Genomic DNA, 12,465 nt, shown 5'->3' with positions numbered 1-12,465 from the left:
TGGGCGCGAAGTACTCTATGGCTGGGAGGTAAATTGCCATGAAAGCAACCCAAGGCGACCGCATTACCATCCGTGGCAAGACCGTCGAGTCAGCGGACCGGCACGGCCAAATCATCGAAGTCCGGGGGGCAGACGGCGCCCCGCCGTACCAGGTCAGGTTCGACGACGGTCACGAGACTATCGTCTTTCCCGGAGGGGATTTCGTCGTCGACCGTAAACAGCCACCCGCTGAATGAGCGCATCCATTCACCAGCCATCAGAAGGTCCGCCCCGGCGTCCTGGTCCCCGTGATCCCGGCGACGCCTGGGTGGAAGGGGAGCACGGCAGGTATTGGGGCCGCTTCGGTGCTGCCGGAGTGCTGGTCCATGACGTTGCGCGCGGCATCCTGCTCCAGCACAGGGCCGTCTGGAGTGACCGTGGCGGTACCTGGGGCCTGCCCGGGGGAGCCCTGCATCAAGGCGAGGATGCGGTGGAGGGTGCGCTCCGTGAGGCGTTCGAGGAAGCCGCCGTTCCCCCTGACGGTGTGAAGGTTCTGTTCACATCAGTGCTCGACGTAGGCTACTGGTCCTACACAACTGTGGTGGCCCGCGTGCTGGAGCCCTTCGAACCCGCCATCAACGATCCCGAGAGTATTGCCCTGGAATGGGTTCCACTCGACACGGTCCACCAAAAGGAACTTCACCCGGGCTTCGCTTCATCCTGGCCTGAACTTCGGATGAGGCTGCTGGAGGACGGGGGCTAAACCGTCAGCCGTAGCCTGTCAGGACTCAGTAATCCCCTGGATGGGCCCGTAGTCTTCGCCGTACTGCGCCGTGACGAGGATGGGCAGGTGATCCGAAGCGCCCCGGGGCAGGGTCTCAACGCTTTCGATGTTGAGCCCCAGTGACGTCGCGAAGTCGAAGTGACCCTTGAAGACCTTGTACCGCGTGTACGTTCTGCGGTCACTCAGTGACAACTCATACCCGGAGTTCTTCATGTGTTCGGTGAGGTTCTTCGTGAAGAACGGGTAGTTGAAATCGCCGACCATCAGGGTCATCAGGCCCGCCCCCATACTGAGCAGTTCAGCATGGGCAGCGCGGATCTGGTTGCGCCGCAGGGAGTTAGTCGCAGTCAGGGGAGCGGCGTGGAAGGAGCCGATAACCAATTCGTGGTCCGTGTCCTTGTCCGTGACGCGGATGCCGATCAGCCGCTCGTGGGCAGGCGACAGCACGAGGTCGTGAAGGGACTTCTTCAGCGCAAACGTCTTCGTTTCATGGGAGGCGAAGCGGTCCATTCTGTAGTAGATGGCAAGGCCAAGGCGGTTGCCCTTGGTTGCGTCGGCCAGATGCAGAGGGCCCAGGGTTTCAGGCAGGTCCGTCGTATCGCACTCCTGCAGGCAGAGGATGTCGATCTCGAAGTCCCGGGTCAGGTTGAGCAGTTCACCGCTGGCCTTGTGCTTCCGGAGGTTGTAGCTGATGACTCGTATCAGGGTGAGCACCTCTTCGGAGGGAAGTTGGATAGGAAACCAGTCACCGAGTCTACCCAGTCGAAAGCGTGCGTGCCGGAAATGTCTTCAGCGCGTCCGGGTGTCCAAGGCCCGTCTCGGCGGTCCCGGCGGTCCCGTCGGGCGCCGACGGCGGAAGGACGCCGCGGAAAGAGATAGTGTGTTCTGGAATCTGCAACAGCGAGGCGAAAGGGTCACCGTTGACTGCTGCTCTCCCGGAACTTGCCGAAGGCAACTTCTACTACCAGTCCTTGGGTGGCGGACGCTTCCGCTCTACCGTTCACGCCCAAGGGGCCTGGAATGAGCATGAACAGCACATGGCTCCGGCGTCCGGGCTGATGGCGGAATGCCTGGAACGTCACGAGCCGCGGACCGGATTGAGGATGGCCCGCCTCAGCTACGAGATCCTGGGACTGATTCCCGGCGGCGAATTCAGCATCGTTACAACAACCCTGCGCCCCGGACGCACCATCGAGCTGGTCCAGGCGGAGCTGGTGGCGGGTGGCCGGGTCGCAATCCGGGCGACGGGCTGGCGGATGATGACAAGCGATACTTCAGCCGTAGCCGCCATCGAGGAAACTCCGATCCCGGCGTTAGAGGACTGCAAGCCTTTCGACGGCGCCAGCGTTTGGCCGGGCGGTTTTATCGCTTCCCTGGAAATGCGGGCGGCGGAGGGACATCGTCCCGGCTCCGGCAAGGTGTGGCTTCGCACGTCCCATCCGCTGACCGATGCAGCGAATAGCGGCGATGTCGCACGGCTGGTTGGCCTGATAGACACAGCTAACGGCATCGCCGCACGGGTGCCTCCGGGCGCCGGTAGCTATGCCTTTCCCAATCTGGACCTGCAGATCCATATGTACCGTAAGCCGTCCGGTGAGTGGCTGGGTCTGGATAACGCCGTCTCCTTCGGTGCCGATGGTATTGGGCTGACCTCAACGGTGCTGCACGATCTCCAGGGTCCCTTCGGCCGGGCGGAACAGATCCTGACTCTGCGCAAAACCTCATGACAGACGCGCCGCCGCAGACGCTTACAGTGTTCCGGCAGGAGGAGTCACTTGGAGCCGCGCGGGACCTGGAGTTCGGCATCGAGCTCCTTGGCAAGGTCAAGACCGGGGAGATCGGCCCAAGCCTTAGGCTTTACCGCCCCGCACCGACAGTTGCATTCGGCCAACGGGATGCCAACCTTCCCGGATTCGGGGCAGCGGCTGAGGCATGCCGGAAACTTGGATTCGAACCGCTGGTGCGCAGGGCCGGGGGGCGGGCTGCCGCCTATCACGAGGGCACCCTGGTTATCGATCACGTGGAACCGCACCGGGACGCAATTGCCGGGGCAAAGGGAAGGTTTGCATTTTTTGGTGAGCTACTTGCCGAGGCTCTGCGCAGCGTCGGCGTGCAGGCCGCGGTCGGAGAGATTCCAGGGGAGTATTGCCCCGGAGAGTTCAGTGTTCACGGACAAGCTGCTGATAATCCCTGCAGGCAGGTCAAGCTGATCGGCACGGCACAGCGTGTTGTGTCGGGCGGGTGGCTGTTCAGCTCGGTGATCGTGGTGGAGAATTCAAAACCGATCCGCGAGGTCCTCACGGCCAGTTACGCCGCCCTGGGGCTCGACTGGGATCCCCGGACGGCGGGAGCTGTGAACGATCTGGTACCCGGCCTTGATGTGCCTGCCATCGAGGCAGCAGTCATCAATACCTATGCCGGTTACACAGAACTGACCTGCAGGGCCTTCGCAAGCGTCCACCCCTGACGTCCGGCCTTGACGTTCAGGCGGGCACTTTCCTAGAGTGCCGCCAAGGCCCCGAGTCGGCTCTTGACCTCTGCAAGTGAGGGGTTGGTGGCCGCCGTACCGTCCGGGAACAGGACGGTGGGGACCGTCTGGTTGCCGCCGTTGAGTTGCTCCACGAGTTCGGCTGTGCCTGCTACTTCCTCGATGTTGATTTCGGTGTAGCCGATGCCTTGGCCATCAAGCTGCTTCTTCAGCCGGTTGCAGTAACCGCACCAGGTGGTCGAAAACATAGTGATGGTGCCGTCTTCGGGGGTAAAGTCCACGGGTTTCTCCTTCAATCAGGGGGTTCCTTTGTTTCAACCGTAACCTGCAGGCCAGTATTCCTTAGCTCTGGGGGCCCTACATGACACCGGACGGGCAGTGATGGCATGCTGATCGGATGTGTGGACGCTACGTGATGGCCAGAGCGGTGGGAGACCTGCTTGCCGGGTTTGATGCTGAGCTGGACCAGGAACTCACGGTGCGGCCCTCGTGGAACATTGCCCCTACCGCTGACGTTCCCGTTGTGCTTGAAAGGCTGGTCGACGGCGGCGTGGCACGGCAGTTGCATTTGGCGCGCTGGGGATTGGTTCCCCCGTGGGCCAAAGATCCAGGCATCGGCGCCAAGATGATCAACGCGCGCAGCGAAACAATCCTGGAGAAGCCCGCCTTCCGGGAAGCTGTTACCTCCAGGCGCTGCGCGGTACCGGCTGACGGTTACTACGAATGGAAAGGCTCCGGCAAGAACAAGCAGCCGTACTACGTGCGCGCGGCGGACGACGGCGGAATGGTTTTGGCCGGTGTGTACGAATGGTGGAGGGACCTTTCCAGGACGGCGGGTGATCCAGGCCGCTGGATCCTCTCGACCTCCATCCTGACTACGTCCTCGACCATGGAAGGCCCGACGGCGGAAGGCTCACCGAGGGAAGGATCGGAAGCGCCGGCCCTGCCAAAGCTGGCAGCTCTCCATGATCGGGTTCCCGTCGCCATGAGCACCGCCGCCATGGACGAATGGCTGAGCCCCGGAGCTGTTGATGCGGCCGCACTGGTCCACTTGGTTCGTTCCCAGGCCCACCAAGTGGCGGAGGGCTGGAGAATCGATCCGGTGGGAGCCGCGGTGGGAAGCGTGCGCAACGACTCCGCGCAACTCATCCAACGGGTGGAACCGGTCGAGCCGGCGGAGGCTCTGTTCTAGCTGCTCTGTTGCCTCCTGGATGATTGACTGAACGAGCGGTGCACTCTGCCGGCTTCTTCCTCCACCTCGCCCCGGGCCAGGTGTTCGCCTTGGGCTACGCCGCCGTATTCACCCTCTGGCTGGTCCAGGCGGCCCTGGCGCTTCGCGACGCGTGATTACCGGCGTGCCTGATGAGAAATGATGGGGCGCGGGCGTTGTGCCCGCGCCCCCACTGTGTTTCTTCTACTCCTTTAGGGTGAAGCCCTGCTCGGAGCCGTACTTGACCGTTGCCTTTTGCCAGGAGGCCAGCCCATCGGTGAGTTTCGTATCGGAGACGTAGGCCTGGCCAACGGTGTCGTTGAAAATGCTGTTGGCGTACACCTGGAATGGCAGGTAGGACCAGCCCTGGACCACGTTCTGAGCGGACTCAGCAAAGACCTTGTTGGCCTGCTGGCCGCCGAAGTACTTGAATTCCGCGTTGAGGAACTCGGGGGAAGAGATTTCCTTTGCCGTGGCGGGGAAGGAGCCGCCGTCAATGCGGGTCTTCACGCCGTCGTCGACATTGGAGTATTCGAGGAAGCCGTAGGCAAGGGCAGCCTGGCTGCCCGCGGCCGGGATGGCCAGTGAGCTTCCACCGTTTTCGGAGCTGCTCTTGCCGCCTTCCTCCCACTGGGGAAGGGGCGCCGCGCGCCATTTGCCTTCTCCTTCGGCCACACCAGAGGAGAGGTTGCCGGGCATCCAGGCACCGATGGGCAAAGTGGCGATAGTGCCGCTGCCAAGGCCCTTGTACCACTCATCGCTCCAGGAACCGACGGGAGCCAGGAGTTTCTCGTCGATAAGCTTCTGCCAGGTTTCGGTGAATTTGCTGGAGCCTTCATCGGAGAAGTTGACGGTAACGTTGCTGCCTTCCACCTTGTACGGCTTTCCGCCGGCCTGCCAGATCATGCTCGTCGTAAAGCCCGCGTCGCCCGTGTCGTTGGCGATGTACGCGTTTGGATCCGCCTTCTTCAAGGCGCGGCCGGCTTCCAGGAATTCGTCCCAGGTCTTGGGCACGGCTATCCCGTGTTTGTCGAACACCTCTTTGTTGTAGAACAGGGCCATGGGACCTGAGTCCATAGGCAGCCCGTAAACCCCGCCTGCTGCCTGCACCGAAGCCCATGGGCCGGGGGTGAAGGTGTCCTTCAGTTCCGAGGCGCCGAACTGGGAGAGATCAGTTACAGACTTGGCAAGCGAAAACTGGGGGAGTGCGTAGTACTCGATCTGTGCTACGTCAGGGACGCCGGATCCTGCCGAAATGGCGTTCTGAAGGGCGGTGTACTGGTCATTGCCCGTACCGGCGTTGACCAGTTCAACGTCCACGTTGGGGTACTTGGCTTCGAAGCCCTCGACGACTTTCTTAAGCGTCGGCTCCCAAGCCCATACAGTGAGCTTGCCGCCCTTTTGGAGGGCTTCTTCGACGGCGCTGCTGCTGACGGTCTGCTGGGCTGTCGGGGCGCCGCCCCCGCAGCCGGTAAGGCTCAGTGCCAGTGCTGCTGCGACTGCCGAACCTTGCAGCAGGCCGCGACGGGTCAGGGTTTTATTCATGGTCTTCCTTCTACTTGCGTTAGTGGTGCATGTGCGGAGTGCGGTGGTGCCCAGTACGTTCTGCGGAGCCCGCTGGGACGGACCAATGGTGGGAGAAGGACGTTATTCTTTGACGCTTCCGGCCGACAGCCCGGACTGCCAATAGCGCTGCAGGAGCAGGAAGGCGGCGATGAGGGGAAGGATGGTGAGCAGCGATCCGGTAATGACGAGGTTGAAGATCGCTTCGCCTCCGGCGGTGGCGGCCTGCGCGTTCCATGCGTTCAGGCCAAGGGTGAGCGGGTACCAGTCCGGGTTCTTCAGCATGATCAGCGGGAGGAAGTAGTTGTTCCATGTCGCGACCATGGTGAACAGCAGCACAGTGACAATGCCCGGCGTCAACAAGGGTAGGCAGACCTGGAAAAACGTACGCGCTTCACTGGCTCCATCAATGCGGGCGGACTCCAGGATTTCGGTGGGGATTGCTTCGGAGGCGAACGTCCACATGAGGTAGAGGCCGAAGGGGGAGATGAGGGAGGGGATGATTACGGCCCAGGGGGTGTTTGTTAGGCCCATTTGGCTGAACATGAGGAAGGTTGGAACAGCCAGCGCTGTACCTGGTACTGCCACTGCGCCAATGACTACGGCGAAAACCCCCTTCTTGCCCGGGAAGTCGAACTTGGCGAGCGCGTAGCCGCCAAGCACGGCAAGGAAGGTGGCGCCCCCGGCGCCGAGAACCACGTACAGGAGGGTGTTGGCGAGCCAGCGGAGGAAAATTCCGTCGTCATAGGTGGCGGTACGGGCGATGTTGTCCCACAGGGCGAAGTCATCGTCGAACCAGAGGCCGAAGGAGCTGAAGAGTCCTTCCTGGGTTTTGGTGGAGTTGACGAGCAGCCAGAACAGCGGGGCAAGGCTGTAGAGGAGAACCAGCCCCATGGCGAGAGTCAGCCCTATACTTCTCCGCGATCGGCGCTTCGGGGCAGTTCGAGAGGACCGGAGCCGCACTGGGGAGGCGGTTCGTCCAGCCGGGGGGATGGTGCCAGGGCGGGTGGCCGTGGGGGCGCTCATGGTCAGCGTTCCTTTCGCATGCCGCGAACCTGAACGGCGAAGGCGATTGCCATCGTGAGCAGGCCCATGATGATGGCAACTGTGGCGGAGTAGTTGTACTGCTGGCCTGAGAAGGAGAGGGAGTAGGCGTACAGATTGGGGGTGAAGAATGTGGAAATGGTGTTTGGCGACAGGCTTTTGAGGATGCTCGGTTCGTTGAAGAGCTGGAAGCTTCCGATGACGGAGAAAATCGTCGCAACAACAATGGCGCCCCGGATGGCTGGCAGTTTGATGGCTGTAATGATCCTGAGCTGCCCCGCCCCGTCGATTTCGGCTGCCTCGTAGAGCGACTTCGGAATCACCGTAAGGGCGGAAAAGAAGATCAGCATGTTGTAGCCGATGAACTCCCACGTCACGATGTTCCCGATCGAGAGAAGGACGAGGTCCGCGGACAGCGGGCTCGGCAGTGACAGCCCGAATGCCTGGTTGATGTTCCCGACCAACCCGAAGCGGGTTCCGTACATGAATCCCCACATGAGGGCGGCCACCACAGCGGGTACCGCGTAGGGAAGGAAGATGGAGATGCGGAAGAAGGATTTCCCGTACAAGCGGCCGCTGTCCAGCGCAAGGGCCACAAGCAGTGCGATAGAGAGCATCACCGGTACCTGGACGGTGAGGAACAGTGAGACCCGCCCCAGTGCAGACCAGAACTGCGGATCAGTCAGGGCGCGGACGTAATTGTCGAGGCCGACGAAGGCGCTTCCGCCGATGAGCTGGTTCCGGAAGACGCTCAGGTAGATCGAGTAGGTGATTGGCGCGAGGAATACCAAGGCAAACACCGCCATGAAAGGGCCGATGAACCACCATCCTGTCCACGGTCGCCGGCGGGGTCTTCGCTGGATTGCAGCGGAAGCCGCGGGCGCGGCCAACGTGGGGGACGCCATTGTCATGAAAGATCCTTTGCGTTCTCAGGCGAGTGGGGCAGGGCTTTGGTTACGTAAACATCCCTCGACCCGTAATGGAGTGTTTACGTAAACATGATTGGGTACGATGTTGGCATGCTCACAAAGTCTGGTCAACCTCGCCCTGCTGCCGCGGAAGTCCGGCAGGGATCTCCGGCTCGTGACCGGAAGCGGCGGGTATCCATGGCCGATGTGGCAGAGCTTGCCGGTGTGTCTTCACAGACAGTCTCCAGGGTTTCCAACGGCAGCCCGGATGTCATTGAAGCGACCCGCCAGCAAGTCATCTCCGCCATGAACGAACTCGGATACCGGCCCAACAGCGCTGCCCGTGCCCTGAAACGCGGCAGCTTCCGCACTATCGGCGTTATTCTCTTCTCCCTCTCCTCGATCGGTAACGTCAGGACGCTGGAGGCCATCGCCCTGCACGCCGCAAAAAAGGACTACGCCATCACCCTTATCCCGGTGACAGCACCGACTCAGGCGGAAGTGCAGGGAGCTTTCTCACGCATGGGGGAGTTGGCCGTCGACGGAGTTATCGCCATTATGGAGATCCACCTCCTGGATGCCGCTACAGTCTCGGTGCCCCCGGGAGTCAAGGTCGTCGTCGTGGACTCCAATGCCGGTGAGAAGTACAGCGTGGTGGATACGGACCAGGCCGACGGCGCGCACAAGGCAGTGGAGCATCTCCTTGGCCTGGGGCATCAGACCGTCTGGCATGTGGCCGGACCGGAGGAATCATTCGCGAGTGGACGGCGACAGCGGGCCTGGCGGGAAACCCTGCTGGCTCACGGAAAGGACGTCCCGCCGGTGGTGCGGGGAGACTGGTCGGCCGAGTCGGGCTACGAAGCCGGACTCTGGCTCGCCGGGCAGGAGGGCTGCACGGCTGTTTTCACTGCAAACGATCACATGGCCCTTGGCGTCCTGCGGGCGTTCCGGGAGAAGGGCAAGGCAGTCCCTGAAGACATCAGTCTGGTGGGATTCGACGACGTTCCGGAAGCGTCGTCCTACAGCCCGCCCCTTACTACAGTTCACCAGGACTTCGCGCAGGTGGGGCACCGCTGCGTGGACGACATCCTCCGACAGATCCGGAGTAGTTCCACCGAACCCGGCATGATCCTTGTCCCCACGACCCTGGTGGTCCGCGAGAGCACGGCAGCCCCGCGGGATCCCGACGTCAGGGCGTAAGTATTTTCAGGTACTCATCTTCGGCAGCGTAATCGAAGCGTCCTTCAAAGAAGGGCAGGTCCTGGGCTCCTGCACCATCCTTGCGGAAGGCGCCAGCGAGCCAATCGAGTGTTTCGGCCACGGTTTGCGCGTATGTTCCCACGGGAATATAACCGAGTTTGGCGGCAGCGCTCATGTCCAGCACGATTGGCGAGGCGGTATCCCAAGGCGTGCGTCCGACGTCGGACGTGGAGTCCCCTTCCGAAAACACTTCGGCCCAGGAGTGCCGAAAATGCCCGGCAGCGGTGCGCGCAATCTCCAGCACAGTCGGCGCATCAGGATCTGCTCCATTGAGCACGCGGGATCCAGGAAGGCCTGCGACAGTTTCGATCAGCACTGCGAGGTTAACGGCGGCGCTGGTGTGATCGATTGACCTTCCGCCGTTCCGGAGGAAAATAGCGGATCGACCGTCCAGGATCCGCTTCACGAAGTACCATTCGCGTGCGGGAGCGGCACCCTGTCCATGAACTTTTGAGCCTCTGATGACGGTAACCGGATGCCCGCTGTCCAGGAAGGTGTGTTCTGCAGCCACCTTGTTGGGGCCATAGCCTTCAGCCGTATTGTGGTCGCCGCTCCCGGGAGCCAGCGTCGGGTTCGTCTCAGAGATGGGGCCGTTGAATTGCGGGCGCACTTCAGAGTTGACGTGCCGGCCGGCGCCGTCGACGTAAACAGCCTTGCTTGAGATCATCACTGTCGACCCGACGGACCCAAGGAAAGGGATCACGAGCCGGGCGTCTGCGGCAGAAAAGGCAAGGCAGTCGACCAGCAGATCCGCGCCATCGCCCAAGACTGACCGAAGTGACGAAGCATCCGCCCTGTCCAGGATCCGGTGCCGTGCACCCTTGGCTGCCAGATCGGCCGGCATCCGGCCAGGGTTACGGCTGCACACATCGACCTGCCAGCCGGCGGCCAGCAATCGGCGTGCCGCAGCCTGTCCGATAACCCCGGTTCCCCCCAAAATCACAGCTTTTGACATCCGCCTACTCTATCGGCTCAGCTGCTGCCTCCCGCCCCTAGGCCGTAGATGTGGGGTCATCGGTAGCTTCCTCAAGTTTTGTGCCCGACGGCGACGGCTCGGAGGTGTTGTCGGGTCCGGTCGCTGTCGGGGACGGGGGAGACGGTTGCTGTGCTGGTGAGTGAGCTTGTGGCTGTCGGTGAGGAACCGTCGTCGGCCTTGTCCAGGACCTCGTTGATGAGTTTCTCCAGTTCGTTCTGGTCATCGTCGCCGAGGGAGGCGCCGCTCTTCGTAGCCCAGACGAGCAGCCTGTCCTTGCCGGCCGAAACCTGCATCAGCATGTCCGATGCGCCTTCGCCACGCGTGCTGAGGGTGGCGAACGTTTCGTCCGCGTCAGTTGCGGCCTGGAGGGCCGGTAGGAGTTTTTGTACTCAGACCCTGACGTTGGCACTGGTCGCGCCGACTACATCAATTTTTCGTCTTCGACGTCCTGGACGGATCGGGATAACAGACAGAACTCGTTTCCCTCGGGATCGCTGAGAACCACCCAACTGACGTCCGGCCCCTGGCCCACGTCTGTCCGCTGGGCGCCGAGGGCGAGCAGGCGCTCAAGCTCCTCCGCGGTAGATACGCCGTCAGCCCGGAGGTCGAAATGCAGCCGGTTTTTGACGGTCTTGCCCTCGGGTACCGCGATGATGTCAATGGAAGGCGAGCTCCCATGCTGTGGTCCAATACTGATGATGTCCATATCCTCGTCTACAACATGCCAGTCAAGGACGGCACACCAGAAATCGGCCACCACCTGTGGCTGGATCGCATCGATGGCAATAACAGCTAATCGGCTCGGCATGGCACCACGATAGCCGACTGCGGGAGGGACATCACACAGCTCGTGCCCAGCCGGCCGGGTCATCGCCGGGCGGGATTGCAGTGATTCCGCGCCACAGCGCGAGTGCGTGCAGCCATTGGCGTTCAAGCCGTGTAAGTGGCCGCACAGATTCGTATCCGTGCAGAAAAGCCTCGCGGACGCTGGGCGGTGTTGGTTGCCAGTTGGTGAACCGGGTCCCGAGCAAGACGAATGCGTTGGCAAGGTCGGTGACGCAGTAGTCCAAGGCGACCTCGTCGAAGTCGAGAACGGCGATGACCTCTGTACCGCAGGTGACCACGTTGGAGGCCCTGTAGTCGTTGTGGATCAGTTGAGGCTGGCTGTCGATCGGCGGCAGCGAGGCTATCTGGTCACGAAGTCTTGTGGACGCTTCCGGCGCCCTCCCGGTGTCCTCATGCTGCAGCCAAGTCTCTATCCGCCGCCGCAAATCCAAGGTTCCACCTGTGTGCCGCCCTAGCCGGGTCAGCCGGCTGTCCTTCTGAGTTGCCAAAGCGCGATGCAGGCGGGCCAGAGAGGCCCCGGCCCTTCGGACCGCAGTGTCGGCAGTGATGTCAAGCAGGTTGCCGTCTATGTGAGGCTGCACTGTGACGGACGAGGAATCGATGACCACCCGGTGCCTGCCATCAGTGGCCGCCAGCGGGGGCGCCACTGGCAGCCCTTCTTTGTGCAGCGCATCCAGCAGATCTGCGGTTCCGGCAAATTTTGCGAACTGATCCTCATCTCGGGACCACTTTGCCACCAAGGCTCCGCGATCCGTGCTGATCCAGGCGATGGCGTTGTGGTCGCTGATGATGATTCGCTCGCAGGCCTTTACTTCAATGGCCCAGGCTTCAGCCAGAACTTTGGTGAGCCAGCCGGCCGCTTCATCGAAGCTGCCCAGGCCAAATCTGTTCTTCAGCGCGCTCTGTGGTTCGGTCGACTCCCAAAGCATCGATAACCCAGGTGGAAACATCTTCAGAAGTCTAGTCTTGCGGCGGCTCGGCAGGGGAGAAGGACGTTGACTCGGGCGGGTCTCAGTGCATAAAGCCACTGCCATCCCTGTCACGGTCGTACTTACCGCACCGTGTGCACCGTCTATAGCGGCCGCTGCCATCCTCTGCGGATTCTATGTGCCAGGCGTGGCGCAAATTCAGTTTGCACAGGAGGATCTTGAGCATGGCGCTCTCCGTTCTGGCGCACGCTTACCCCGCAAACCGCGATCGCAACGTGAACACCCCAAGTTTATGTCGTGCCTCTTGTGCCCGCCAGGGAAGCGCAGCGGCACCGCTTTAAGCAGGGGCGATTCTCTGGTCAAGAATTTCGATTATTCGATGCTGAGCGACGCAGAATGGGATGCGTTGAAGGACATTGACGCGTCCGACAATGCGCAGCTGACAGAAGCGATTCGTGATGTTGTCAGTCCCGAATAC

Annotated in this window: 17 protein-coding genes; 8 read left to right on the top strand and 9 right to left on the bottom strand. The window is 61.8% G+C overall.

What is annotated here, in order from left to right; all coding sequences use genetic code 11:
* Positions 1 to 38: 38 nt before the first annotated feature.
* Together RIN13_RS00130 and RIN13_RS00125 are read left to right on the top strand one after the other, a co-directional pair.
* Positions 39 to 236, top strand: coding sequence for a DUF1918 domain-containing protein (locus RIN13_RS00130; RefSeq protein ID WP_309105314.1), 198 nt, complete (start codon positions 39 to 41; stop codon positions 234 to 236).
* A complete protein-coding gene (locus RIN13_RS00125; protein ID WP_309105313.1) occupies positions 233 to 742 on the top strand; it encodes an NUDIX hydrolase in 510 nt (169 codons plus the stop codon). Before RIN13_RS00130 ends, RIN13_RS00125 begins: the two co-directional genes overlap by 4 nt.
* Positions 743 to 760: 18 nt before the next feature.
* On the opposite strand, the gene RIN13_RS00120 is transcribed toward RIN13_RS00125, so the two are convergent.
* Positions 761 to 1,465: an endonuclease/exonuclease/phosphatase family protein gene (locus RIN13_RS00120; protein WP_309105491.1), complete on the bottom strand. Its 705-nt coding sequence runs from the start codon at positions 1,463 to 1,465 to the stop codon at positions 761 to 763.
* Between the two features lie 218 nt (positions 1,466 to 1,683).
* Between RIN13_RS00120 and RIN13_RS00115 the strand changes: the two genes are divergently transcribed.
* Positions 1,684 to 2,490: a thioesterase family protein gene (locus tag RIN13_RS00115; protein ID WP_309105312.1), complete on the top strand. Its 807-nt coding sequence runs from the start codon at positions 1,684 to 1,686 to the stop codon at positions 2,488 to 2,490.
* The gene (locus RIN13_RS00110) at positions 2,487 to 3,230 is read left to right on the top strand and encodes a lipoate--protein ligase family protein (RefSeq protein ID WP_309105311.1); all 744 of its coding nucleotides are present in this window, start codon (positions 2,487 to 2,489) and stop codon (positions 3,228 to 3,230) included. Before RIN13_RS00115 ends, RIN13_RS00110 begins: the two co-directional genes overlap by 4 nt.
* 32 nt (positions 3,231 to 3,262) lie before the next feature.
* On the opposite strand, the gene RIN13_RS00105 is transcribed toward RIN13_RS00110, so the two are convergent.
* On the bottom strand, positions 3,263 to 3,532 hold the full coding sequence (locus tag RIN13_RS00105) for a mycoredoxin (protein WP_309105310.1): 270 nt from the start codon (positions 3,530 to 3,532) through the stop codon (positions 3,263 to 3,265).
* A 116-nt stretch (positions 3,533 to 3,648) separates the two neighbouring features.
* On the opposite strand from RIN13_RS00105, the gene RIN13_RS00100 reads away from it, so the two are divergent.
* Together RIN13_RS00100 and RIN13_RS00095 are read left to right on the top strand one after the other, a co-directional pair.
* Positions 3,649 to 4,443, top strand: a complete 795-nt coding sequence (locus RIN13_RS00100; protein WP_309105309.1) for an SOS response-associated peptidase — start codon at positions 3,649 to 3,651, stop codon at positions 4,441 to 4,443.
* Between the two features lie 23 nt (positions 4,444 to 4,466).
* Positions 4,467 to 4,598, top strand: coding sequence for a hypothetical protein (locus RIN13_RS00095; RefSeq protein ID WP_309105308.1), 132 nt, complete (start codon positions 4,467 to 4,469; stop codon positions 4,596 to 4,598).
* A 67-nt stretch (positions 4,599 to 4,665) separates the two neighbouring features.
* On the opposite strand, the gene RIN13_RS00090 is transcribed toward RIN13_RS00095, so the two are convergent.
* From RIN13_RS00090 to RIN13_RS00080, 3 genes are all read right to left on the bottom strand, one after another.
* A complete protein-coding gene (locus RIN13_RS00090; protein WP_309105307.1) occupies positions 4,666 to 6,006 on the bottom strand; it encodes a sugar ABC transporter substrate-binding protein in 1,341 nt (446 codons plus the stop codon).
* A 102-nt stretch (positions 6,007 to 6,108) separates the two neighbouring features.
* Positions 6,109 to 7,050 carry a carbohydrate ABC transporter permease gene (locus RIN13_RS00085; RefSeq protein ID WP_309105306.1) on the bottom strand — a complete coding sequence of 314 codons (942 nt, stop codon included), beginning with the start codon at positions 7,048 to 7,050 and terminating at the stop codon, positions 6,109 to 6,111.
* Between the two features lie 2 nt (positions 7,051 to 7,052).
* Positions 7,053 to 7,979 (bottom strand): carbohydrate ABC transporter permease, encoded by a 927-nt coding sequence (locus RIN13_RS00080; RefSeq protein WP_375164628.1) that lies wholly within the window; start codon positions 7,977 to 7,979, stop codon positions 7,053 to 7,055.
* A gap of 108 nt (positions 7,980 to 8,087) precedes the next feature.
* Between RIN13_RS00080 and RIN13_RS00075 the strand changes: the two genes are divergently transcribed.
* A complete protein-coding gene (locus RIN13_RS00075) occupies positions 8,088 to 9,176 on the top strand; it encodes a LacI family DNA-binding transcriptional regulator (RefSeq protein ID WP_309105305.1) in 1,089 nt (362 codons plus the stop codon).
* Here the strand turns inward: RIN13_RS00075 and RIN13_RS00070 are convergent.
* The 4 genes from RIN13_RS00070 to RIN13_RS00055 form a co-directional block, all read right to left on the bottom strand.
* Positions 9,166 to 10,191, bottom strand: coding sequence for an NAD-dependent epimerase/dehydratase family protein (locus RIN13_RS00070; RefSeq protein WP_309105304.1), 1,026 nt, complete (start codon positions 10,189 to 10,191; stop codon positions 9,166 to 9,168). The genes RIN13_RS00075 and RIN13_RS00070 overlap by 11 nt on opposite strands.
* Before the next feature lie 71 nt (positions 10,192 to 10,262).
* Positions 10,263 to 10,511 (bottom strand): hypothetical protein, encoded by a 249-nt coding sequence (locus RIN13_RS00065; protein WP_309105303.1) that lies wholly within the window; start codon positions 10,509 to 10,511, stop codon positions 10,263 to 10,265.
* A gap of 122 nt (positions 10,512 to 10,633) precedes the next feature.
* A complete protein-coding gene (locus RIN13_RS00060) occupies positions 10,634 to 11,020 on the bottom strand; it encodes a VOC family protein (protein WP_309105302.1) in 387 nt (128 codons plus the stop codon).
* Positions 11,021 to 11,051: 31 nt separating this feature from the next.
* Complete coding sequence (locus RIN13_RS00055; RefSeq protein ID WP_309105301.1) at positions 11,052 to 12,008, bottom strand: phosphotransferase; 957 nt, start codon at positions 12,006 to 12,008, stop codon at positions 11,052 to 11,054.
* Positions 12,009 to 12,174: 166 nt separating this feature from the next.
* On the opposite strand from RIN13_RS00055, the gene RIN13_RS00050 reads away from it, so the two are divergent.
* On the top strand, positions 12,175 to 12,465 hold a 291-nt coding region (locus RIN13_RS00050), incomplete at its 3' end, for a hypothetical protein (protein WP_309105300.1).

The organism is Arthrobacter sp., from assembly GCF_031179985.1.
Lineage (GTDB): Bacteria > Actinomycetota > Actinomycetes > Actinomycetales > Micrococcaceae > Arthrobacter.
This window is presented reverse-complemented; position numbering and strand designations above follow the sequence as displayed.

What these genes read in the sequence shown, in the direction of transcription:
- RIN13_RS00130 (WP_309105314.1), top strand. Translation starts at nt 39, where the DNA reads ATGAAAGCAACCCAAGGCGACCGCATTACCATCCGTGGCAAGACCGTC.
- RIN13_RS00125 (WP_309105313.1), top strand. Translation starts at nt 233, where the DNA reads ATGAGCGCATCCATTCACCAGCCATCAGAAGGTCCGCCCCGGCGTCCT.
- RIN13_RS00110 (WP_309105311.1), top strand. Translation starts at nt 2,487, where the DNA reads ATGACAGACGCGCCGCCGCAGACGCTTACAGTGTTCCGGCAGGAGGAG.
- RIN13_RS00100 (WP_309105309.1), top strand. Translation starts at nt 3,649, where the DNA reads ATGTGTGGACGCTACGTGATGGCCAGAGCGGTGGGAGACCTGCTTGCC.
- RIN13_RS00090 (WP_309105307.1), bottom strand. Translation starts at nt 6,006, where the DNA reads ATGAATAAAACCCTGACCCGTCGCGGCCTGCTGCAAGGTTCGGCAGTC.
- RIN13_RS00085 (WP_309105306.1), bottom strand. Translation starts at nt 7,050, where the DNA reads ATGAGCGCCCCCACGGCCACCCGCCCTGGCACCATCCCCCCGGCTGGA.
- RIN13_RS00080 (WP_375164628.1), bottom strand. Translation starts at nt 7,979, where the DNA reads ATGACAATGGCGTCCCCCACGTTGGCCGCGCCCGCGGCTTCCGCTGCA.
- RIN13_RS00075 (WP_309105305.1), top strand. Translation starts at nt 8,088, where the DNA reads ATGCTCACAAAGTCTGGTCAACCTCGCCCTGCTGCCGCGGAAGTCCGG.
- RIN13_RS00070 (WP_309105304.1), bottom strand. Translation starts at nt 10,191, where the DNA reads ATGTCAAAAGCTGTGATTTTGGGGGGAACCGGGGTTATCGGACAGGCT.
- RIN13_RS00065 (WP_309105303.1), bottom strand. Translation starts at nt 10,511, where the DNA reads ATGCTGATGCAGGTTTCGGCCGGCAAGGACAGGCTGCTCGTCTGGGCT.
- RIN13_RS00060 (WP_309105302.1), bottom strand. Translation starts at nt 11,020, where the DNA reads ATGCCGAGCCGATTAGCTGTTATTGCCATCGATGCGATCCAGCCACAG.
- RIN13_RS00055 (WP_309105301.1), bottom strand. Translation starts at nt 12,008, where the DNA reads ATGTTTCCACCTGGGTTATCGATGCTTTGGGAGTCGACCGAACCACAG.